This window comes from Mycolicibacterium septicum DSM 44393 (genome assembly GCF_000455325.1).
GTDB lineage: Bacteria > Actinomycetota > Actinomycetes > Mycobacteriales > Mycobacteriaceae > Mycobacterium > Mycobacterium septicum.
Window position 1 is genome coordinate 1,793,755 of sequence record NZ_HG322951.1, and the last position, 22,330, is coordinate 1,816,084.

Genomic DNA, 22,330 nt, shown 5'->3' on the forward strand with positions numbered 1-22,330 from the left:
GTTGGAGTGCACGTAAAGGTCGCGGATGCAGGCGATTTCGGCGCCGTGGTGGATTACCTCCCGGTTGATGTGCAGGACCAGCACCGCCATCGGCTCATTGCTGTACGGACCCTCGGCGGGCCCGCACGGCTTCTGCAGGTCGGTTTCGTCGAGGCGTCGGACCCCGTCGATCCAATGTCGGTATGTGTCGTCGAGTTGTTTCAGGGCCGTGGCCGCATCGGTGGCATACGGCCAGGACTCGTAATCGGCCGGCGGGCCGCCGAAGTGTGAGTGGTTGCGCATGGCGAACACGCCGACGATCACGTGCGCCAGTCGCCACGCGATGGTGGTGAACGGTTCCGGTTGTGGTGGTGGATAACTGAAGTCGATGGCGCCGTCGGGGTGAACGGTCCAGCAGTCTTTCACGGGCTGCCAGAAGTACTCGTCGTCGGTCAGGCCGTCCAATCGCGGCCTCAGCTGGTGGGTCCAGTGGAAGTCCAGTTGGTCGGCCAGGAGGTTTGTCCACATGGGAATACCGTCTCACGCATATAGGACAGTTTCGGTCCTAAAAGTGCGGCACACTTGTTGCATGGCTGTGAGCAGCGAAACCACCGGCCGGGTGCTGCAACTCCTCGGATTGCTGCAGTCGCGCCGGGTGTGGACGGGTGAAGAGCTGGCCGAACGGCTCGACGTCACCACGCGCAGCGTCCGTCGCGACATCGAGCGGTTGCGTGAACTCGGGTATCCCGTCCACGCCAGCAAGGGGCAGGGCGGCGGCTACCAACTCGGTGCCGGTGCGGCGCTGCCACCGCTGCTGCTCGACCCCGACGAAGCCGTCGCGATGGCCGTCTGCCTGCGGTTGGCCGCCGGCGGAAGCGTCGCGGGCGTCGGGGAATCCGCCCTCCGGGCACTGTCCAAGCTCGACCAGGTCATGCCCGCACGGTTGCGTTCGCAGGTCTCGGCGGTGCACGACGCGACCGTCACCCTGACCTCCAACTCGTCGGACGCGCCGGTGGAGCCCGAGGTGCTGATGACCCTGGCCCGGGCCTGCCGCGACCATGAACACGTCAGCGCCGACTACACCGACATCCGGGGCAACCACACCCAGAGACGGTTGGAGCCCTATCAACTGGTGACCACTGGACGGCGCTGGTACCTCATGACCTACGACCGTGACCGCGAGGATTGGCGCAGCCTGCGGCTGGACCGGATGTCGGCGGTCGTGGCGCGAGGGAGCACGTTCACGCCGCGGGACGCACCGGACGCGGCCGACTATGTCCGCCGCTCGATCAGCTCCTCGCCCTACCGCTACAGCGCCCGGGTGCGCTACCAGGCGCCGCAAGCGGTTGTGGCACAGAAGTTTCCACCGTCGTCGGCCACCGTCGAGGCGGACGGTCCCGATGCCTGCATCGTCACCGCCGGCGCCGACGACCCCGAACGCATGGTGCTGTACTTCGCCACCGTGGGCTACGACTTCGAGGTGCTGGAACCGCCCGAGGTGGCGGCCGCCGTCGGAGTCGTCGCCGCACGCCTGCACGCTGCCGCTCAGGGGAACTAGGTGATGCCGAGCCGGTCGATGAGCGTCAGGAACGCGGCGGCGAAATCGTTGTCGGCGGTCGCGACCCGAACCGCATCCCAGTCGACCTGCTCGCGCACCGCACGGACGGCGGGCAGCATCGCCGCGAAGTCGCAGTGGTGTTCGTTGAGGGACCGCAGCTTCTCCGTCACCACGACCGTGGGCGGCAGGACCGGCATCCGGATCGCCAGGACGTCGAGCACCGTGGCGCATTCGAGGGTGGCCGCATCGACCGACGCCCCGTTGAGTTGGTAGAGCACGTCGACCAGGACGTCGTCGTCGGGATAGGCCTTGAACAACCAGTCCTCGGGGACGTGCACGATCTGGAACCCGGCCTTGCGCAACGTCACCTCGGCCGCCTCGGCGTCGGTCTCGGCGACCACGAAGTCGACGTCGTGCACGGGTTCTGGCGCACCGTAGGCCCACAGCGCGTAGCTGCCGGCCAGCGCGAACCGCGGTCCGTGCGCCTTGAACGCCGACGCGGCGCGCTTCAACGCGTCACGGAGTGCGTCGTTGCGGTCGAGCATGTGCGATCCAAGGTCTGTGGGGCGCCGGATGATGGAGCCGACGCCGTTGTGGGTACTGAGTACCCATGCGGCTGGCCACTTTCAACATCCTGCACGGGCGCAGTGTCCACGACGGCGACGTCGACCTGGGCAGACTGGCTGCCGCGGTGGCCGAACTCGACGCAGACATCCTCGCGCTGCAGGAAGTCGACCTGGATCAGCCGCGCTCGGGCAAGGCCGACCTGACCGCCGTGGCCGCCGAGGCGATGAACGCCGTGCACCACCGGTTCGTTGCCGCGATCTCCGGAACACCCGGTGCCACCTGGATGGCCGCGACCGGACGTGAACAACCCGGGACCGCCGCCTACGGCATCGCCCTGCTCACCCGGTACCCGGTCGAGCACTGGCAGGTGCTGCGGCTCCCGCGGATACCGGTCCGGTTCCCGATGTACGTCTCGGGGATCCGCCGGTTCCGGATCGTTCACGAGGAGCCCAGGGCCGCGATGGTGGCGCGCGTCGATACGCCGCTCGGCGCGATCTCGGTGGCCAACACCCACCTGTCGTTCGTGCCGGGGTGGAACCGGGTGCAACTCCGGCATCTGCTGCGCGACCTGAGCGGCTTCCCGGGCCCGAGGATTCTCATGGGCGACCTGAACTCGGGCGCACCGGAGCGCTGGCGTCCGCTCGGGGCCGCCCCGACCTTTCCCGCCGACACGCCGACGACCCAGCTCGACCACATCCTCACCGACGACCCCACGCTGGCCGCCACCGCATACGCCGCACCGCACCTGCCGATTTCGGATCATCGGGCACTGGTCGTCGACATTTCGGTGCCTTGAAGTCGTAGGGTTTTCCAGATGCACGTCACGTCAGTGGAGACGACGGAGCTGTTTGCCGGGCCGGAGGATGCCCCTCGGCAGCTGGTGCGGGTGCGATACGAGGGCTGCGCCGCGCCGACGCCCGTGCGGGTCAGCGGGGACGGGCTCTCCGGTGAGGCGATCGCCGCGGCCGGAGACGGCACCGTCGAGGTGCCGGTGGACGTCGAGCGCGGCGTGCCCGGCGAGATCCGGCGCGCACGGGTCGGCTCGACCGACTTCGAGTTCACCGTCGCCGAACCGGGCTGGACCATGTACATGATCAGCCACTTCCACTACGACCCCGTCTGGTGGAACACCCAGGCCGCCTATACCAGCCTGTGGACCGAGGATCCGCCCGGGCAGTGCCGCCAGACCAACGGCTTCGACCTGGTGCACGCACACCTGGAAATGGCCCGGCGCGAACCCGAATACAAGTTCGTACTGGCCGAGGTGGACTACCTCAAGCCGTACTGGGATGCCCGTCCCGAGGACCGGGCCGATCTGCGCCGGTTCATCGCTCAGGGGCGCGTCGAGATCATGGGCGGCACCTACAACGAACCCAACACCAACCTCACCAGCCCCGAGACCGCGATCCGGAATTTCGTGTCGGGCATGGGCTTTCAGCGTGACGTGCTGGGTGCCGACCCTGCCACCGCCTGGCAGCTCGACGTGTTCGGGCACGACCCGCAGTTTCCCGGGATGGCGGCCGACGTCGGCCTGACCTCCAGTTCGTGGGCGCGTGGGCCGCATCACCAGTGGGGTCCGATGCAGAACGACGGCGACCCCGAGCGCATGCAGTTCGCGAGCGAGTTCGAGTGGATCGCGCCCTCGGGCCGCGGGCTTCTCACCCACTACATGCCTGCACACTATTCGGCCGGGTGGTGGATGGACTCCTCTGCGTCCCTGGCCGAGGCCGAGGAATCCACCTACTCCCTCTTCACCAAACTCAAGCGAGTTGCGTTGACCCGCAACGTGCTCCTGCCGGTCGGCACCGACTACACCCCGCCCAACAAATGGGTCACCCAGATCCACCGCGACTGGAACTCGCGGTACGCCTGGCCGAAGTTCGTGTGCGCGCTGCCGTCCGAGTTCTTCACCGCGGTTCGGGCCGAAGTCGACGAGCGTGGGATCACGCCGTCCCCGCAGACCCGCGACATGAACCCGATCTACACCGGCAAGGACGTCTCCTACATCGACACCAAACAGGCCAACCGGGCCGCCGAGGACGCGGTGCTCGATGCGGAGCGGTTCTCGGTGTTCGCCGGGCTGCTCGGCGGCGCGGACTATCCGCAGGCCGCAATGGCCAAGGCCTGGGTGCAACTGGCCTACGGTGCGCATCACGACGCCATCACCGGATCGGAGTCCGATCAGGTCTATCTCGACCTGCTGACCGGCTGGCGCGACGCGTGGGAGCTGGGCGTCACCGCCCGGGACAACGCGCTGGGCCTGTTGTCCGAGGCGGTCGGCGGTCTCGGCGGGCAGGAGCGCAGCGACCCGGGGATCAATACCGTGATCGTGTGGAATGCCGTGGCGCACAACCGGACCGACATCGTCACCGTGCACCTGGACACGCCGTTCTCCGGTGCGGTGCTCGACAGCGACGGTAACGAGGTGCCCGTACTCGTCGAGCATGACGGAGCCACGGTGAGCTGGCTGGCCCGTGACGTGCCGTCGCTGGGCTGGCGGTCCTACCGCTTCGTCTCCGGGGCGGCGCGCGGCTGGAAACCGCTGGCCGGGGACGAGATCGCCAACGACCGGTACCGGCTGCGCGTCGATGCCGCCCGTGGCGGTGCGGTGTGCTCGCTCGTGGACGACGGGTGCGAGCTCATCGCCGACGGCAGCGTCGGCAACGAACTGGCCGTATACGAGGAGTATTCGGCCCACCCCCAAGCCGGGGAAGGGCCCTGGCACCTGCTGCCGACGGGGCCCGTGGTGTGCTCCTCGGCCGGCCCGGCCGACGACGTGCAGTGCTATCAGAGCCCGCTCGGGCAGCGGGTGATCGTGCGGGGCCGCATTCCAGGCCTGTTGCGCTACACCCAGATCATCACGCTCTGGTCGGGTGTGGACCGCGTCGACTGTCGCACGGTCATCGACGAATTCGTCGGTGCGGACCGCCTGGTGCGGCTGCGGTGGCCCTGCCCGGTGCCCGGCGCGTTGCCGGTGAGCGAGGTCGGCGACGCGGTGATCGGCCGCGGATTCGGGCTGCTGCACGACGGTTCGGATCATCACGCCGTCGACGCCGCGCAACACCCGTGGACGCTGGACAACCCGGCCTACGGTTGGTTCGGGCTGTCATCGGCGGTCCGGGTGCGCATCGGGTCGGCGGTCCGGGCGGTCTCGGTGGCCGAGGTGGTCGCTCCCGACGGGGCGAACCCCCGCGACCTGATGGTGGCCCTGGTGCGGGCCGGCGTCACCGCCACCTGCAGCGCCGCCGACAAGCCGCGCTACGGCGATCTCAGCGTGGACTCCAACCTTCCCGACACCCGGTTCGCGCTCGGCGGTCCGGACGAAAATCCCTTCACCGCTGCTGTTCTCGCCGAGGCGGACGTCGCCTACGCCGACGAACTCAAGCGTCAGATCGACGCAACCGGATCGGCTCGCGTGTGGGTGCCCGCCGCGGCGCCGTTGATCGAACACTGGGTACCCGGTGCCGATCTGCGCGGGGTACGAACCCTGCCGGTGCTGATCCTGGCCGGCGACCTCGATGCGGTGGTCGATGAGCTGGGCGGCGCCGAGATCGTCGTCACCCAACGAGCCTTCGCGGCGGCCGAGCCGTTCGAGTCCCGCACGGTGGCACTGCTGAACCGCGGTGTGCCGAGCTTCGCGGTCGAGCCGGACGGCACCCTGCACACGTCGCTGATGCGGTCCTGCACCGGCTGGCCGTCCGGCACCTGGATCGACCCGCCACGGCGCACGGCGCCGGACGGATCCAACTTCCAATTGCAGCACTGGACACACACATTCGACTACGCACTGGTCAGCGGCTCCGGTGACTGGCGAGCCGCGGGGGTCGCCCCCAGCGCTGCCGAATTCAACCGTCCGCTGCAGCCGGTGGTCGTCGACTCCGACGCCGGAGGCGGGCTGCCCGCGTGGGGATCGCTGCTGGAGATCGAGCCCGCCGGGGCTGTGCAACTCGGCGCGCTCAAGGTTGCGGGCAATCCGCTGGCGTCGGGCAGCACGCGCAGCACCGACCCGGCCGACGGGGTGACGGCGCGTCTGGTGGAGATCACCGGTGGTGACGCGGAGGTCACCATCCGCTCCGGCCTGCGCGCGGTCTCGACCGCCGCGAACCTGAACCTGCTGGAGGAGCCGGCGCCGGAGCAGCCCTCGGACCTGAGGCTGCATGGCTACCAGATCGCCACGGTGTCCACGCAGCTCAACCTGCCCCGGATGCTGCGCGCCGAGCACCGGCAGTTGGCACCCGAGGCCGAGGCGGCCCAGCCGCTGTACGCCCGGTACTGGCTGCACAATCGCGGCCCGGCACCGTTGGGCGGCCTGCCCGCCGTGGCGTATCTGCATCCGGAGAGCATTGCCGGACAACCCGATACCGAAGTGATCGTCCGGCTCACCGCGGCCAGCGATTGCACCGACGCGGCGCTGCACGGCCGGGTCAGACTGTCCACCCCGCCGGGATGGGAGGTGCAACCCGCGGAGCTGCCCTACGTGCTGCCGCCCGGTGAGCATCTGGAAACCGATGTGGTGCTGGGCATCCCAGCCGGGGCCCAACCCGGGCTGTACCCGGTGCGCGCCGAACTCGCGGTGACCGGCGGAGGTGCGGCCCTGCCGCCGTCGTGGCGCCAGGTGGTCGAGGACGTCTGCGTCGTCACGATCGGTGAACCCGGTGCCGCCCAGGTGCTCAAACTGGTGTCCGAGCCGGATGCCGTCGACGTCAAGGCCGGTGAGACCGCGCGGCTGTCCATCACGATCGGTACCGACGCACTCGCCGACCTGACCGCCGAGGCGCACCTCATCAGCCCGTGGGGAACGTGGGAATGGATGGGGCCGGCCGCGGCGGGGGTCGAAGTGCCCGCGGGCGGCACGGCGCAGATCGGATTCGATGTCGCACCACCGTCGTGGGTCGAACCCGGGGAATGGTGGGCTTTGATCCGGGTGGGTTGCGCCGGACGGCTGATCTACACACCGGCCGTGAAGGTCACGGTGCGATGAACCAGGTGGCTTGGGCGGCGCAGGTGGCCGGAAAACCCGTGTCGATCAAGGAGATCGACGACCGGGAGGCAGCATTGCGGGCGGGCAACCGGGCGTCGGCGCTGCCCCGCCCGGGCACCAGCGAGGGGCGTCAGTTGCGTCGCTGGCTCACCCAGTTGGTGGTTGCCGAACGGGTGATCGACGACGAGGCCCTGGCGCGCGGACTGTCCGACGAAGGTGCTCCCACCCTGGACGAGGTGCTGCCCGATACCTCGGCCCGGCTGCAGATCGGCAGTGTCGCCGCCGCCACGCTGGGTGCACCTTCGGCCCGAGCGGTGTTTGCCGATGTCACTGCCGCGGTGGACGTCTCGGATGCCGAGGTGGCCGCCTACCACGCACGCAATCCGCTGCGATTCGCCGAGACGCAGACCGGGCCGCACGGATGGCGTACGCGTCCTGTCGTGCCGTCGTTCGATGAGGTTCGCGATCGGATCGCCGCCCACCTGCGGGCCGCCGCGCGCAGGCTGGCTTTCCGGCAGTGGCTCGATGCGCGTTGCGCGGCTCTGGTGCAACTGGCGCCCGGATACGAACATCCCGGCGATCCCCGCCAACCGGACAACACCCACAAGCACTAGGGGGACCTTCCGATGCCACTGACCCTGGCACTCGACATCGGCGGCACCAAGATCGCCGCCGGCCTGGTGGATCCCGACGGAAAGCTGGTCCATCGGGCCCAGTTGCCGACCCCCGACGGTGATGCCGAAACCGTGTGGGCCGTCGTGGAGAAGCTGCTCGGCGAGACCGTGCAGGCTTCGAACGGAGCCGCGACCGGCGTCGGCGTGGCCTCGGCCGGGCCGATCGACCTGCCCAATGGCACGGTCAGTCCCATCAATATCGCCGAGTGGCAACAGTTTCCGATCGTGGAACGGGTTTCGGGCGTCACCCGGTTGCCGGTGCGGCTCGGCGGCGACGGGCTGTGCATGGCGCTGGGTGAGCAATGGTGCGGTGCGGGCCGGGGTGCGCAGTTCCTGCTCGGCATGGTGGTGTCGACCGGGGTCGGTGGTGGCCTCGTGCTCGACGGCGCACCGTACGACGGCCGCACCGGTAACGCGGGGCACGTCGGCCACGTCGTCGTCGCCCCCGACGGCGGTGACCTGTGTACGTGCGGCGGGCACGGCTGCGTCGAGACCATCGCGTCGGGCCCGAGCATGGTGCGGTGGGCCCGCAGGCAGGGCTGGGACGGTACGGACGCCAAGGCGCTGGGCGATGCGGCAAATCGAGGAGATGATCTGGCCGTCAAGGCGTTTGAGCGCGGCGCCCGCGCGGTCGCGGCCATGATCGCGTCGGTGGGCGCGGTGTGCGACCTGGACCTGGTGGTGATCGGCGGGGGAGTGGCCAAGTCCGGGGCATTGCTGTTCGACCCGGTCCGTGCGGCGCTGGCGGACTACGCCGGGCTGGACTTCCTGCGCGGGCTGCGGGTGGTGCCGGCCGAACTCGGCGGGGACGCCGGCCTGGTCGGCGCGGCCGCCCTGGCCCGTGGCTGACGCTTGCGCTGCTGAATCTCCATGTGGGTGCGGCCCCATTCGCACAATGCGCCCAATACCGGCGCCAGCGTCTTGCCGTACTCGGAGATCGAATAGTGCACGCACGGTGGCACCGTGCCCGCATCGTGGCGCTCGATGATCCCGGCGTCGACCAGATCGTGCAGGTGCCGGATGAGCATGCGCTCGGTGATGTCGGGAATGCTGCGGCGCAGCTCAGCGGTGCGCATCGGCCCGTCGGCCAACCGCCACAGGATGGTGCCCTTCCAGCGGCCGTCGATCACCGACAACGTCGCGTCGATCGGGCACTCGCCGACCTCTTTCTTGGAAACCGCCATACCCGGCCCTTCGAATGCTGACTAATTTGTCAGTACCTTGTTTTTTGTCAGCGTACTGACCAGGCTCGATGGTGTGAAGGAAATCGTTCAGATTCTCGCCGTCATCGTCACCGGGCCGCTGCTCGGCGTCGAGTTCGGAGTCGCCGCGTTCACCAACCCGATCCTGCAGCGATTGCCCGATGCCGCCTATCGGCAGGCCCGAAGCACCGGCGGCCGGATCCTCGGGACGGCGATGCCGTTCTGGTACATCGGGGCGGTGGCTCTGCTGATCGCCGCCACACTGTGGAGTCCCGGCCCGTTGCTCATCACCGCGGTGGTGCTGATGGGGCTGGTCATGCTGCTCACCCTGACCACACTGGTGCCGATCAACAACCGGGTCGCGGCAGGATTCGGCGGCGACGGCGCAGGTCAGGACCCCGAACAGTTCCACGAACTGGTCAGCCGCTGGGACCGTCTGCACTGGGTGAGGGTCGGACTGCTCGCGGGAGCGTTCGTACTGCTGGTGCTGGCCGGCAGCGGGGTGTGACGCACCGCGAGCGACCGCTCAGGTACGCGATTTGCGGCGTGTCTGCGTACAGACACGGTCGCTCGCGGTGCAAGGAGGAGGCTCGTTTTGGCTGATTGGCGGGTGCTCGGCTACTCTGGTCGGGTTCCACCGAAGACCGTCGGTCACCGAGTAATCGGTTGAAGGTCCGGGAAATGTCCCGGCGGCCCACGCAGGAGGACGAGGCTAGACCAGTTTCGTACTGGATATCTCTGCGCCCCGACCTGTCTGCGTCGGGGCGTTCGTCATTTCACGGCCCCAAGTTGGTGGAGCGCCCGATACCCACCACAAGGAGGCATGCATGGCCAAGGCTGACAAAGCCACGGCGGTTGCCGACATTGCTGAGCAGTTCAAGGCGTCGACGGCCACCGTCGTCACCGAGTACCGCGGGCTGACTGTGGCGAACCTGGCTGATCTGCGTCGTTCACTCGGCGACTCCGCCTCGTACACCGTCGCCAAGAACACTCTGGTGAAGCGCGCCGCGTCCGAAGCCGGCATTGAAGGTCTCGACGAGCTGTTCGCCGGTCCCACGGCGATCGCGTTCGTCAAGGGCGAGCCCGTTGACGCCGCCAAGGCGATCAAGAAGTTCGCCAAGGACAACAAGGCGCTCATCATCAAGGGCGGCTACATGGACGGCAAAGCGCTGTCCGTCGCCGAGGTCGAGAAGATCGCCGACCTCGAGTCGCGCGAGGTTCTGCTCGCCAAGCTGGCAGGTGCCATGAAGGGCAACCTGTCCAAGGCCGCAGGCCTGTTCAACGCGCCCGCTTCTCAGGTTGCCCGCCTTGCCGCGGCGCTGCAGGAGAAGAAGGCCGCTGAGGAAGCTGCTTAACCGTCGCTGCTGCTTAATCGCAACCGCACAAACCACCCAACATCTGTAAGAAAAATTCAGGAAGGACCATAAACATGGCCAAGCTGTCCACCGACGAACTGCTCGACGCGTTCAAGGAAATGACCCTGCTGGAGCTCTCTGAGTTCGTGAAGCAGTTCGAAGAGGTCTTCGAGGTCACCGCTGCTGCTCCGGTCGCCGTTGCCGCCGCCGGTGCCGCCCCGGCCGCCGCCGAGGCCGCCGAGGAGCAGTCGGAATTCGACGTCATCCTCGAGGGTGCCGGCGAGAAGAAGATCGGCGTCATCAAGGTCGTCCGCGAGATCGTCTCCGGCCTGGGCCTGAAGGAAGCCAAGGATCTGGTCGACGGCGCTCCCAAGCCGCTGCTGGAGAAGGTCACCAAGGAGGCCGCCGAGGACGCCAAGGCCAAGCTCGAGGCCGCCGGCGCCAGCGTCACCGTCAAGTAGTCCAAAACTGGACCGCAAGAACCCCCGAATCCCTACGGATTCGGGGGTTCTTTGCTTGTATGAGCAGGATTGGTTCGCCCAGGGTCCGGGTACTCCCGGATATTGGGAGACAAGCATGTGTGGGCGGTGCCCCGTGCGCTATGGTGACTCAAGCCACAGGCCGCAGCAGGTGGCGGGGTGAGCCGTAGGCGGAAGGATCTTTATGGGCGTCCAGATCGATGTGACGGGACTGAGCAAATCTTTCGGATCGTCAAAGATTTGGGAAGACGTCACATTGACGGTTCCCGAGGGCGAGGTCAGCGTGTTGCTGGGCCCGTCGGGTACCGGTAAATCGGTGTTCCTGAAGTCCCTGATCGGCCTGCTGCGCCCCGAGCGCGGCTCGATCGTCATCGACGGCACCAACATCCTCGAGTGCTCGGCCAAGGAGCTCTACGAGATCCGCACCCTGTTCGGTGTGCTGTTCCAGGACGGCGCGCTGTTCGGCTCGATGAACATCTATGACAACACCGCCTTCCCGTTGCGCGAGCACACGAAGAAGAGCGAGAGCGAAATCCGCAACATCGTCATGGAGAAGCTCGACCTGGTCGGTATGCCCAACGACGGTCACAAGTTCCCCGGTGAGATCTCCGGCGGTATGCGCAAGCGCGCCGGCCTGGCCCGGGCCCTGGTGCTCGACCCCAAGATCATCCTGTGCGACGAGCCGGACTCGGGTCTGGACCCGGTGCGTACCGCCTACCTGTCCCAGTTGCTGATCGACATCAACGCGCAGATCGACGCCACGGTGCTGATCGTGACGCACAACATCAACATCGCCCGGACCGTGCCCGACAACATCGGCATGCTGTTCCGCAAGCAGCTGGTCATGTTCGGCCCCCGCGAGGTGCTGCTGACCAGCGAGGAGCCGGTGGTCAAGCAGTTCCTCAATGGTCGGCGTATCGGGCCGATCGGTATGTCGGAGGAGAAGGACGAGGCGACCGCGGCCGCTGAGCAGGCCATGATCGAGGCCGGTCAGCACGACGGCGGTGTCGAGGAGATCGAGGGTGTGCCGCCGCAGCTGATGGCCACTCCGGGTATGCCCGAGCGCAAGGCCGTGGGCCGGCGCCAGGCCCGGGTGCGCGAGATCCTGCACACCCTGCCGCCGGCTGCGCAGGCCGCGATCCTCGACGACCTCGAGGGCACGCACAAGCTGCCGGTGCACCAGTTCGGCGACGAGCCCACCGCGCGTCACCACCGCCCGGTCGAGGACGACGCACCGACCGGAGCCATCGAGGTTCCTCACCAGAGCTGAGTTTCGAACAAGTCAGGCCGGGCCTTCGGGCCCGGCCTGACTTGTTTCGTGGGCAATGATCCGCACCGCGGGCATCGTCGACGCCGGACGGGCCGACCGGCCGGCGACAGCGGGCCTGTCCATCGGGCCCGACGGCCCCGCGTTTCAGCTCACAGCGCAGGGTCTTGCGCCTGGGTTGGTTCCGGCATAGGCGGGCTCAGCAGGCAGTTTGCCGGAGTTGCAGCCCCGGGGACAGTTCGCCGCACCAAACCGCGCGTCACCTCTTGACGGACGGCCATGGACAGGCCAATCTGTTGGGCAGCATGTGTGAAGGGTTTAGGGACGCCAGCCAGCGCCGGGTGACCCAATTCATGCAGTGGATATGTGGTGGTTGAGGAATGCGCCGTTCTGCGCTATTGTTGGACGTTGCGCTGGCTGCACCCTGCCCACCCTCACCTGATCTGCACATAATGTTCTAGCCTGAGCGTTGCTCAGCATCTAGTCCTGTGCCGTGCGTATGGGGTTCTGGACAGGCCAAAGCCAGCCGAACCGACGCAGAATCGCGGCCAACGGACCGGCGTACCAGCTCTCCGGAAAGTCGCATGAGGTGCTGGAAGGATGCATCTTGGCAGTCTCTAGCCAGAGCACAGCGAACGCTAACACCAATAACTCCGTCCCAGGAGCACCGAACCGAGTTTCATTTGCAAAGCTCCGTGAACCGCTTGAGGTTCCGGGGCTACTCGACGTTCAGACCGATTCCTTCGACTGGCTCGTCGGAGCGGACGGATGGCGCCAGAAGGCCGTCGATCGTGGCGAGACCAACCCCAAGGGCGGTCTCGAAGAGGTGCTCGAAGAGCTCTCGCCGATCGAGGACTTCTCGGGCTCGATGTCGTTGAGCTTCTCTGACCCGCGCTTTGACGAGGTCAAGGCTCCGGTCGACGAGTGCAAAGACAAGGACATGACGTACGCGGCTCCGCTGTTCGTCACGGCCGAGTTCATCAACAACAACACCGGTGAGATCAAGAGCCAGACGGTCTTCATGGGTGATTTCCCGATGATGACCGAGAAGGGCACCTTCATCATCAACGGCACCGAGCGTGTCGTGGTGTCCCAGCTCGTGCGTTCTCCCGGCGTGTACTTCGACGACAGCATCGACAAGTCCACCGAGAAGACGCTGCACAGCGTCAAGGTGATCCCCGGCCGCGGTGCGTGGCTGGAGTTCGACGTCGACAAGCGCGACACCGTCGGTGTGCGCATCGACCGCAAGCGTCGTCAGCCGGTCACCGTGCTCCTGAAGGCACTGGGCTGGACCAACGAGCAGATCGTGGAGCGCTTCGGCTTCTCCGAGATCATGATGGGCACCCTCGAGAAGGACAGCACCGCTGGTCCCGACGAGGCGCTGCTGGACATCTACCGCAAGCTGCGTCCGGGCGAGCCGCCGACCAAGGAGTCCGCGCAGACCCTGCTGGAGAACCTGTTCTTCAAGGAGAAGCGCTACGACCTGGCCCGCGTGGGCCGCTACAAGGTCAACAAGAAGCTGGGCCTGAACGCCGGCCAGCCGATCACGTCTTCGACCCTCACCGAGGAAGACGTCGTCGCGACCATCGAGTACCTGGTGCGTCTGCACGAGGGCCAGACCACGATGACCGTCCCCGGCGGCGTCGAGGTCCCGGTCGAGGTGGACGACATCGACCACTTCGGTAACCGTCGTCTGCGCACCGTCGGTGAGCTGATCCAGAACCAGATCCGGGTCGGCCTCTCCCGCATGGAGCGCGTCGTGCGTGAGCGCATGACCACCCAGGACGTCGAGGCGATCACGCCGCAGACCCTGATCAACATCCGTCCCGTCGTGGCGGCGATCAAGGAGTTCTTCGGCACCAGCCAGCTGTCGCAGTTCATGGACCAGAACAACCCGCTGTCGGGCCTGACCCACAAGCGTCGTCTGTCGGCGCTGGGCCCCGGCGGTCTGTCCCGTGAGCGTGCCGGCCTTGAGGTCCGCGACGTGCACTCCAGCCACTACGGCCGCATGTGCCCGATCGAGACCCCTGAGGGTCCGAACATCGGTCTGATCGGCTCGCTGTCGGTGTACGCCCGGGTCAACCCGTTCGGCTTCATCGAGACGCCGTACCGCAAGGTCGTCGACGGTGTGGTCTCCGACCAGATCGACTACCTGACCGCCGACGAGGAGGACCGCCACGTCGTGGCGCAGGCCAACTCGCCGATCGACGCGGACGGCAGCTTCACCGAGGACCGCGTGATGGTCCGCCGTAAGGGTGGCGAGGTCGAGAACGTGGCCCCGTCCGACGTCGACTACATGGACGTCTCGCCGCGCCAGATGGTGTCTGTCGCGACCGCGATGATCCCGTTCCTCGAGCACGACGACGCCAACCGCGCCCTGATGGGTGCCAACATGCAGCGCCAGGCGGTTCCGCTGGTGCGCAGCGAGGCCCCGCTGGTCGGTACCGGCATGGAGTTGCGTGCCGCGATCGACGCAGGCGATGTCATCGTCTCGGAGAAGGCGGGCGTCGTCGAGGAGGTCTCGGCGGACTACATCACCGTGATGGCCGACGACGGCTCCCGGCACACCTACCGGATGCGCAAGTTCGCCCGGTCCAACCACGGCACCTGTGCCAACCAGCGTCCGATCGTGGACGCCGGGCAGCGTGTCGAGGCCGGCCAGGTCGTCGCCGACGGTCCGTGCACCGAGAACGGTGAGATGGCCCTTGGCAAGAACCTGCTCGTGGCGATCATGCCGTGGGAGGGTCACAACTACGAGGACGCGATCATCCTCTCGAACCGCCTGGTCGAAGAGGACGTGCTCACCTCGATTCACATCGAAGAGCACGAGATCGATGCCCGCGACACCAAGCTGGGCGCCGAGGAGATCACCCGGGACATCCCGAACGTCTCCGATGAGGTGCTGGCCGATCTCGACGAGCGCGGCATCGTCCGCATCGGCGCCGAGGTCCGCGACGGCGACATCCTGGTCGGCAAGGTCACCCCGAAGGGTGAGACCGAGCTGACCCCGGAGGAGCGCCTGCTGCGTGCCATCTTCGGTGAGAAGGCCCGCGAGGTTCGCGACACGTCGCTGAAGGTGCCCCACGGTGAGTCCGGCAAGGTCATCGGCATCCGCGTGTTCTCGCGTGAGGATGACGACGAGCTGCCCGCCGGTGTCAACGAGCTGGTCCGCGTCTACGTGGCCCAGAAGCGCAAGATCTCCGACGGCGACAAGCTCGCCGGACGCCACGGCAACAAGGGCGTCATCGGCAAGATCCTGCCGGTCGAGGACATGCCGTTCATGCCCGATGGCACCCCGGTGGACATCATCCTGAACACCCACGGTGTGCCGCGTCGTATGAACATCGGCCAGATCCTGGAAACCCACCTCGGGTGGGTGGCCAAGGCCGGCTGGAACATCGATGTGGCCGAGGGAACGCCGGAATGGGCGAGCAGGCTGCCCGACGGTCTGCACTCGGCCCCGGTCGACAGCATCGTGAGCACCCCGGTGTTCGACGGTGCCCGCGAAGAGGAGCTGGCCGGCCTGCTCGGCTCGACGCTGCCCAACCGCGACGGCGACGTCATGGTGAATGCCGACGGCAAGGCGACTTTGTTCGACGGCCGCAGTGGCGAACCGTTCCCGTACCCGGTGACGGTCGGCTACATGTACATCCTCAAGCTGCACCACCTGGTGGACGACAAGATCCACGCTCGCTCCACTGGCCCGTACTCGATGATCACCCAGCAGCCGCTCGGTGGTAAGGCGCAGTTCGGTGGCCAGCGATTCGGTGAGATGGAATGTTGGGCCATGCAGGCCTACGGTGCCGCCTACACCCTGCAGGAACTGCTGACGATCAAGTCCGACGACACCGTCGGTCGCGTCAAGGTGTACGAGGCGATCGTGAAGGGCGAGAACATCCCCGAACCCGGTATCCCGGAGTCGTTCAAGGTGTTGCTCAAGGAGCTGCAGTCGCTGTGCCTCAACGTTGAGGTGCTCTCCAGCGACGGCGCGGCGATCGAGATGCGTGACGGTGACGACGAGGACCTGGAGCGCGCTGCTGCCAACCTCGGCATCAACCTGTCACGCAACGAGTCCGCCTCTGTCGAAGATCTCGCCTGAGTTGTTTTCTAGTCCCGAAAGGGGAAAGGGAGTTACGTGCTAGACGTCAACTTCTTCGATGAACTCCGCATCGGCCTCGCCACCGCGGACGACATCCGTAACTGGTCCTTCGGCGAGGTCAAGAAGCCGGAGACCATCAACTACCGCACGCTGAAGCCTGAGAAGGACGGCCTGTTCTGCGAGAAGATCTTCGGACCTACTCGCGACTGGGAGTGCTACTGCGGCAAGTACAAGCGTGTCCGCTTCAAGGGCATCATCTGTGAGCGCTGCGGCGTCGAGGTGACCCGCGCCAAGGTGCGTCGTGAGCGGATGGGCCACATCGAGCTGGCCGCACCCGTCACGCACATCTGGTACTTCAAGGGTGTTCCGTCACGGTTGGGCTACCTGCTCGACCTGGCCCCGAAGGATCTGGAAAAGATCATCTACTTCGCGGCCTACGTGATCACCTCGGTCGACGACGAGATGCGCCACAACGAGGTGTCCACGCTCGAGGCCGAGATGGCCGTCGAGCGCAAGGCCGTCGAGGACCAGCGTGACTCCGACCTGGAGGCCCGCGCCCAGAAGCTCGAGGCCGACCTGGCCGAGCTCGAGGCCGAGGGTGCCAAGTCCGACGTGCGCCGCAAGGTGCGCGACGGCGGCGAGCGTGAGATGCGTCAGCTCCGTGACCGGGCCCAGCGTGAGCTGGACCGGCTCGACGAGATCTGGACCACCTTCACCAAGCTGGCTCCCAAGCAGCTCATCGTCGACGAGGTGCTGTACCGCGAGCTGCAGGACCGCTACGGCGAGTACTTCACCGGCGCCATGGGCGCGGAGTCGATCAAGAAGCTCATCGAGAACTTCGACATCGAGGCCGAGGCCGAGTCGCTGCGCGACACCATCAAGAACGGCAAGGGCCAGAAGAAGCTGCGCGCCCTCAAGCGTCTGAAGGTCGTCGCTGCCTTCCAGCAGTCGGGTAACTCCCCGCTGGGCATGGTGCTCGACGCCGTCCCGGTGATCCCGCCGGAGCTGCGTCCGATGGTTCAGCTCGACGGTGGCCGTTTCGCCACCTCCGACCTGAACGACCTGTACCGCCGTGTGATCAACCGCAACAACCGGCTCAAGCGACTGATCGACCTCGGCGCGCCCGAGATCATCGTCAACAACGAGAAGCGCATGCTTCAGGAGTCGGTGGACGCGCTGTTCGACAACGGCCGTCGTGGCCGTCCGGTCACCGGGCCGGGCAACCGTCCGCTCAAGTCGCTGTCCGATCTGCTCAAGGGCAAGCAGGGTCGCTTCCGTCAGAACCTGCTCGGTAAGCGCGTCGACTACTCGGGCCGTTCGGTCATCGTGGTCGGTCCCCAGCTCAAGCTGCACCAGTGTGGTCTGCCCAAGCTGATGGCCCTCGAGCTGTTCAAGCCGTTCGTGATGAAGCGTCTGGTCGACCTGAACCACGCGCAGAACATCAAGAGCGCCAAGCGCATGGTGGAGCGTCAGCGTCCCCAGGTGTGGGATGTCCTCGAAGAGGTCATCGCCGAGCACCCGGTGCTGCTGAACCGTGCACCTACGTTGCACCGCCTGGGTATCCAGGCCTTCGAGCCGCAGCTGGTGGAAGGCAAGGCCATCCAGCTGCACCCGCTGGTGTGTGAGGCGTTCAACGCCGACTTCGACGGTGACCAGATGGCCGTGCACCTGCCGCTGTCGGCAGAGGCCCAGGCCGAGGCCCGCATCCTGATGCTGTCCTCGAACAACATCCTGTCCCCGGCGTCGGGTAAGCCGCTGGCCATGCCGCGTCTGGACATGGTGACCGGTCTGTACTTCCTGACCACCGAGGTCCCGGGCGACACCGGCGAGTACGTGCCGGCCGCCAAGGATCGTGCGGAGCAGGGCGTGTACAGCTCGCCGGCCGAGGCGATCATGGCGCTGGACCGCGGTGCCCTGTCGGTGCGCGCCAAGATCAAGGTGCGGTTGACGCAGCAGCGTCCGCCGGTCGCCGTCGAGGCCGAGCTGTTCGAGAACGGCTGGAAGCCAGGCGAGGCCTGGACCGCCGAGACCACGCTGGGTCGCGTGCTGTTCAACGAGCTGCTGCCCAAGGGCTACCCGTTCGTCAACGAGCAGATGCACAAGAAGGTCCAGGCCCGGATCATCAACGATCTGGCCGAGCGCTTCCCGATGATCGTGGTGGCGCAGACCGTCGACAAGCTCAAGGACGCCGGTTTCCACTGGGCCACCCGTTCGGGTGTCACGGTCTCGATGGCCGACGTTCTGGTGCCGCCGCAGAAGCAGGAGATCCTGGAGCGGCACGAGGCCGAGGCCGAGGCGATCGAGCGCAAGTACCAGCGCGGTGCGCTGAACCACAACGAGCGCAACGAGTCCCTGGTCAAGATCTGGCAGGACGCCACCGAAGAGGTGGGTAAGGCGCTGGAGGAGTACTACCCGGCCGACAACCCGATCATCACGATCGTGAAGTCGGGCGCCACGGGTAACCTCACCCAGACCCGCACCCTGGCAGGTATGAAGGGTCTGGTGACGAACCCGAAGGGTGAGTTCATCCCGCGCCCGATCAAGTCCTCGTTCCGTGAGGGCCTGACGGTGTTGGAGTACTTCATCAACACCCACGGTGCTCGTAAGGGTCTGGCCGACACCGCTCTGCGTACCGCCGACTCGGGTTACCTGACCCGTCGTCTGGTGGACGTGTCGCAGGACGTCATCGTTCGCGAGACCGACTGTGAGACCGAGCGCGGCATCATCGTGCACCTGGCCGAGCGCGCCGCTGACGGCTCGCTGATCCGGGATGCGCACGTCGAGACCTCGGCGTTCGCCCGGACCCTGGCCACCGACGCGGTCGACGCCGACGGCAAGGTCGTCATCGAGCGCGGCCATGACCTGGGTGACCCGGCCATCGACGCGCTGCTGGCTGCCGGCATCACGCAGGTGAAGGTCCGCTCCGTGCTGACCTGTGCCTCGGCCTCCGGTGTGTGTGCCAAGTGCTACGGCCGCTCGATGGCCACCGGCAAGCTGGTCGACATCGGCGAGGCCGTCGGCATCGTCGCCGCCCAGTCCATCGGTGAGCCCGGTACTCAGCTGACCATGCGTACCTTCCACCAGGGTGGTGTTACCGGTGGCGCCGACATCGTCGGTGGTCTGCCTCGCGTGCAGGAGCTGTTCGAGGCCCGTATTCCGCGGAACAAGGCGCCCATCGCCGACGTCGCGGGCCGGGTCCGGCTGGAGGAGAGCGACAAGTTCTTCAAGATCACCATCGTCCCCGACGATGGCGGCGAGGAAGTTGTCTACGACAAGCTCTCCAAGCGTCAGCGTCTGCGCGTGATCACTCACGAGGACGGCTCCGAAGGCGTGCTGTCCGACGGTGACCACGTCGAGGTCGGCGACCAGCTCATGGAAGGCTCCGCGGATCCGCACGAGGTTCTGCGTGTCCAGGGCCCCCGCGAGGTGCAGATCCACCTCGTCAAGGAGGTCCAGGAGGTCTACCGGGCCCAGGGCGTGTCGATCCACGACAAGCACATCGAGGTCATCGTCCGGCAGATGCTGCGTCGCGTCACGATCATCGATTCGGGTGCCACGGAGTTCCTGCCCGGCTCGCTCACCGAGCGCGCCGAGTTCGAGACCGAGAACCGTCGGGTCGTGGCCGAGGGCGGCGAGCCCGCGGCCGGCCGTCCGGTGCTGATGGGTATCACCAAGGCATCGCTGGCCACGGATTCGTGGCTGTCGGCGGCGTCGTTCCAGGAGACCACGCGCGTGCTCACCGATGCGGCGATCAACTGCCGCAGCGACAAGCTGCAGGGTCTGAAGGAAAACGTGATCATCGGCAAGCTGATCCCGGCCGGTACCGGCATCGCCCGTTACCGCGACATCCAGGTGCAGCCGACCGAAGAGGCCCGCGCTGCGGCGTACACGATCCCGTCCTACGAGGATCAGTACTACAGCCCGGACTTCGGCCAGGCCACCGGTGCTGCGGTGCCGCTGGACGATTACGGATACTCGGACTACCGCTAGTAGTTCACGGAAAAGCCCCCGCCCTGTGCGGGGGCTTTTTCGTGCGCCGCGTGTGTGCGAGTGGCCAGTTGTGCCACTCCGCAAGCCATTTCGCGTGTCACAAGTGGCCATTCGGCGTCATTCGTGGCGGCCGACCCCCTGGATGCGGGGATGATGCCGGGATCGTCGGCGATTTCGTGTCGGGACGGCGGCCTAGACTTGGCGGCGTGCTCATCGGTTCGCATGTAGACAACACCGACCCACTGGCAGCAGCCGCCTCGGACGGCGCCGACGTCGTGCAGTTCTTCCTCGGCAACCCGCAGAGCTGGAAGAAGCCACAGCCCCGTGAGGACGCTGAGCTGCTAAAGGCGTCGACGGTGCCGCTGTACGTGCATGCGCCGTACCTGATCAACGTGGCGTCGGCCAACAACCGCGTGCGGATTCCGTCCCGCAAGATCCTGCAGGACACGTGCGACGCCGCGGCCGAGATCGGCGCCACCGCGGTGATCGTGCACGGCGGACACGCCGATGACAACGACATGGAGGCTGGGTTCGAGCGTTGGGTCAAGGCCCTGGATGCGCTGAACACCGATGTGCCGGTGTACCTGGAGAACACCGCGGGCGGCGATCATGCCATGGCACGGCATTTCGACACCATCTCCAGGTTGTGGGATCGCATCGGGGACAAAGGAATTGGCTTCTGCCTCGACACGTGCCATGCGTGGGCGGCGGGGGAGGCGTTGATCGACGCCGTCGACCGGATCAAGGCCATCACCGGGCGCATCGACCTGGTGCACTGCAACGATTCACGCGATGCGGCCGGCTCCGGTGCCGACCGCCACGCGAATTTCGGTGCTGGGCAGATCGATCCGCAGTTGCTGGCCGCGGTGGTCAAGGCGGCCGATGCGCCGGTGATCTGTGAGACCGCAGAAGAGGGACGCAAGGACGACATCGCGTTTCTGCGCGAGCACGCCGGCTGACACGTTCGCGACCTGAACCGTTTTCAACGGCATCGTGAAGCAAAGGTGAACTAACGTCACCTCTGTGACCGCGGTTGATGACTCGGTAACGGAAGAAGCCCCAGCGGAATGGGGCGCCACCAACCGTGCCCGTCGACTGCGAATTCTGCGGTACGTCGCGATCCTGGTGTGGGCGGCCGTGGTCGTCTACCGCACCGCCACCGACGGTTTCGCGTTCAACCGCGAACTGTTGCTGCTCTATATCGCCACCGGTTTGCTGGCCGCGAGCATCGGGCAGGGCAGGCGGATGCTCTACGTGATCAGGGACTGGCTGCCGTTCGCCGTGGTGCTGGCCGCCTACGATCTGAGCCGCGGCGCGGCCACCCTGGTCGGCCGGCCCACCATGTGGCACTGGCAGGTCGACGCGGATCGCTGGATGTTCTTCGGCACGGTGCCCACGGTGTGGTTGCAGGAACGGCTGAAACTGCTGCACCCGCCGTGGTGGGAAGTCGTGATCAGCACGGTGTACATGTCGTTTTTCATCCTTCCCTACGTCGTCGCGGGTGTGCTGTGGCTGCGTGACCGCGAGGAGTGGAAGCGGTTCGTGCGGTTGTTCGTCGGGCTGTCGTTCGCAGCCCTGATCATCTATGCGCTGCTGCCTGCTGCTCCACCGTGGGCGGCGGCGCGGTGCAGCGCCGATGACGTCGACGGCGGCCCGTCCGGCCCCGGATGCATGTTCCGATCGGCGCGCGAAGCGGTCGACGGTGGACTCCTCGGCGTCATGCAGGACGGTCGCGACGGCGCGCACGAGTGGATCGAACGGATCGTCACCCGTGGCTGGGGCAAGCTCAATCTGCACACCGCAACGGCATTGATCGATCAGGGACAGGCCAGCGTGAACCTGGTCGCGGCGATCCCGTCGTTGCACGCGGGACTCACCGCTGCGGTCGCGGTGTTCTTGTGGAGCCGGGTGAACCGGGGATGGCGGCCGGTGCTGGTGGCCTATCCGCTGATCATGGCATTCACGCTGGTGTACACCGCCGAGCACTATGTGGTCGACATCCTGCTCGGCTGGGCCCTGGCGGGCGTGGTGCTGTTCGCGCTCAATCGCTACGAAGCGCGCCAGACGCGTGCCTGCGGGTCCGAACCGCCGGCCGCGAATGTGGACCCGATGCCGGACCCCGGCCTGGAGGTCGCAGACCCTTCCCGCTCGTGAATCCGGCGTTTATCGAGTAGTCGAC

Annotated in this window: 15 protein-coding genes and 1 pseudogene; 13 read left to right on the forward strand and 3 right to left on the reverse strand. The window is 66.8% G+C overall.

Annotation, left to right across the window (positions count from 1 at the left end; all coding sequences use genetic code 11):
• Nucleotides 1–3: 3 nt before the first annotated feature.
• Nucleotides 4–507 (reverse strand): annotated as a pseudogene (locus TX88_RS08410) (DinB family protein); the annotation flags it as partial.
• A 61-nt stretch (nt 508–568) separates the two neighbouring features.
• On the opposite strand from TX88_RS08410, the gene TX88_RS08415 reads away from it, so the two are divergent.
• Nucleotides 569–1,537: a helix-turn-helix transcriptional regulator gene (locus TX88_RS08415; protein ID WP_044516023.1), complete on the forward strand. Its 969-nt coding sequence runs from the start codon at nt 569–571 to the stop codon at nt 1,535–1,537.
• Here the strand turns inward: TX88_RS08415 and TX88_RS08420 are convergent.
• Nucleotides 1,534–2,082, reverse strand: coding sequence for a nucleotidyltransferase family protein (locus TX88_RS08420; RefSeq protein ID WP_044516024.1), 549 nt, complete (start codon nt 2,080–2,082; stop codon nt 1,534–1,536). The two genes, TX88_RS08415 and TX88_RS08420, sit on opposite strands and share 4 nt — an antisense overlap.
• Nucleotides 2,083–2,147: 65 nt before the next feature.
• Between TX88_RS08420 and TX88_RS08425 the strand changes: the two genes are divergently transcribed.
• Genes TX88_RS08425 through TX88_RS08440 form a run of 4 tightly spaced genes read left to right on the forward strand, consistent with a single transcriptional unit; the run spans nt 2,148 to nt 8,608 of the window.
• Nucleotides 2,148–2,900, forward strand: coding sequence for an endonuclease/exonuclease/phosphatase family protein (locus TX88_RS08425; RefSeq protein ID WP_044516026.1), 753 nt, complete (start codon nt 2,148–2,150; stop codon nt 2,898–2,900).
• 18 nt (nt 2,901–2,918) lie between these two features.
• Nucleotides 2,919–7,085 carry a glycoside hydrolase family 38 N-terminal domain-containing protein gene (locus tag TX88_RS08430; RefSeq protein ID WP_044516027.1) on the forward strand — a complete coding sequence of 1,389 codons (4,167 nt, stop codon included), beginning with the start codon at nt 2,919–2,921 and terminating at the stop codon, nt 7,083–7,085.
• Nucleotides 7,082–7,699: a DUF7158 domain-containing protein gene (locus TX88_RS08435; protein WP_044516029.1), complete on the forward strand. Its 618-nt coding sequence runs from the start codon at nt 7,082–7,084 to the stop codon at nt 7,697–7,699. The genes TX88_RS08430 and TX88_RS08435 overlap by 4 nt, the downstream gene beginning before the upstream one ends.
• Before the next feature lie 12 nt (nt 7,700–7,711).
• Complete coding sequence (locus TX88_RS08440; RefSeq protein ID WP_044516030.1) at nt 7,712–8,608, forward strand: ROK family protein; 897 nt, start codon at nt 7,712–7,714, stop codon at nt 8,606–8,608.
• Here TX88_RS08440 and TX88_RS33220 read toward each other — a convergent pair.
• Nucleotides 8,509–8,943, reverse strand: coding sequence for a winged helix-turn-helix transcriptional regulator (locus tag TX88_RS33220; protein ID WP_084621835.1), 435 nt, complete (start codon nt 8,941–8,943; stop codon nt 8,509–8,511). The genes TX88_RS08440 and TX88_RS33220 overlap by 100 nt on opposite strands.
• A 73-nt stretch (nt 8,944–9,016) precedes the next feature.
• On the opposite strand from TX88_RS33220, the gene TX88_RS08450 reads away from it, so the two are divergent.
• The 8 genes from TX88_RS08450 to TX88_RS08485 all read left to right on the forward strand — a co-directional run bounded on the left by TX88_RS08450 (nt 9,017) and on the right by TX88_RS08485 (nt 22,305).
• Complete coding sequence (locus tag TX88_RS08450; RefSeq protein WP_044516033.1) at nt 9,017–9,469, forward strand: anthrone oxygenase family protein; 453 nt, start codon at nt 9,017–9,019, stop codon at nt 9,467–9,469.
• Nucleotides 9,470–9,788: 319 nt separating this feature from the next.
• Nucleotides 9,789–10,316, forward strand: coding sequence for a 50S ribosomal protein L10 (gene rplJ / locus TX88_RS08455; protein WP_044516035.1), 528 nt, complete (start codon nt 9,789–9,791; stop codon nt 10,314–10,316).
• A 74-nt stretch (nt 10,317–10,390) separates the two neighbouring features.
• Entirely contained in the window at nt 10,391–10,777 is a 387-nt protein-coding gene (gene rplL / locus TX88_RS08460) for a 50S ribosomal protein L7/L12 (RefSeq protein WP_029106810.1), read from the forward strand.
• 202 nt (nt 10,778–10,979) lie between these two features.
• On the forward strand, nt 10,980–12,065 hold the full coding sequence (locus tag TX88_RS08465; RefSeq protein WP_044516037.1) for an ABC transporter ATP-binding protein: 1,086 nt from the start codon (nt 10,980–10,982) through the stop codon (nt 12,063–12,065).
• A gap of 586 nt (nt 12,066–12,651) precedes the next feature.
• Nucleotides 12,652–16,161, forward strand: coding sequence for a DNA-directed RNA polymerase subunit beta (gene rpoB / locus TX88_RS08470; RefSeq protein ID WP_044519215.1), 3,510 nt, complete (start codon nt 12,652–12,654; stop codon nt 16,159–16,161).
• A 36-nt stretch (nt 16,162–16,197) separates the two neighbouring features.
• Entirely contained in the window at nt 16,198–20,151 is a 3,954-nt protein-coding gene (locus TX88_RS08475) for a DNA-directed RNA polymerase subunit beta' (protein ID WP_044516039.1), read from the forward strand.
• 206 nt (nt 20,152–20,357) lie between these two features.
• Nucleotides 20,358–21,110 carry a deoxyribonuclease IV gene (locus TX88_RS08480; RefSeq protein WP_044516040.1) on the forward strand — a complete coding sequence of 251 codons (753 nt, stop codon included), beginning with the start codon at nt 20,358–20,360 and terminating at the stop codon, nt 21,108–21,110.
• A 64-nt stretch (nt 21,111–21,174) separates the two neighbouring features.
• A complete protein-coding gene (locus tag TX88_RS08485) occupies nt 21,175–22,305 on the forward strand; it encodes a phosphatase PAP2 family protein (RefSeq protein WP_044516042.1) in 1,131 nt (376 codons plus the stop codon).
• The last annotated feature ends 25 nt before the right edge of the window (nt 22,306–22,330 follow it).

Excerpts from the sequence above, each read along its gene's own strand:
- TX88_RS08415 (WP_044516023.1), top strand. The coding sequence starts at position 569 with ATGGCTGTGAGCAGCGAAACCACCGGCCGGGTGCTGCAACTCCTCGGA.
- TX88_RS08420 (WP_044516024.1), bottom strand. The coding sequence starts at position 2,082 with ATGCTCGACCGCAACGACGCACTCCGTGACGCGTTGAAGCGCGCCGCG.
- TX88_RS08425 (WP_044516026.1), top strand. The coding sequence starts at position 2,148 with ATGCGGCTGGCCACTTTCAACATCCTGCACGGGCGCAGTGTCCACGAC.
- TX88_RS08430 (WP_044516027.1), top strand. The coding sequence starts at position 2,919 with ATGCACGTCACGTCAGTGGAGACGACGGAGCTGTTTGCCGGGCCGGAG.
- TX88_RS08435 (WP_044516029.1), top strand. The coding sequence starts at position 7,082 with ATGAACCAGGTGGCTTGGGCGGCGCAGGTGGCCGGAAAACCCGTGTCG.
- TX88_RS08440 (WP_044516030.1), top strand. The coding sequence starts at position 7,712 with ATGCCACTGACCCTGGCACTCGACATCGGCGGCACCAAGATCGCCGCC.
- TX88_RS33220 (WP_084621835.1), bottom strand. The coding sequence starts at position 8,943 with ATGGCGGTTTCCAAGAAAGAGGTCGGCGAGTGCCCGATCGACGCGACG.
- rplJ (WP_044516035.1), top strand. The coding sequence starts at position 9,789 with ATGGCCAAGGCTGACAAAGCCACGGCGGTTGCCGACATTGCTGAGCAG.
- rplL (WP_029106810.1), top strand. The coding sequence starts at position 10,391 with ATGGCCAAGCTGTCCACCGACGAACTGCTCGACGCGTTCAAGGAAATG.
- TX88_RS08465 (WP_044516037.1), top strand. The coding sequence starts at position 10,980 with ATGGGCGTCCAGATCGATGTGACGGGACTGAGCAAATCTTTCGGATCG.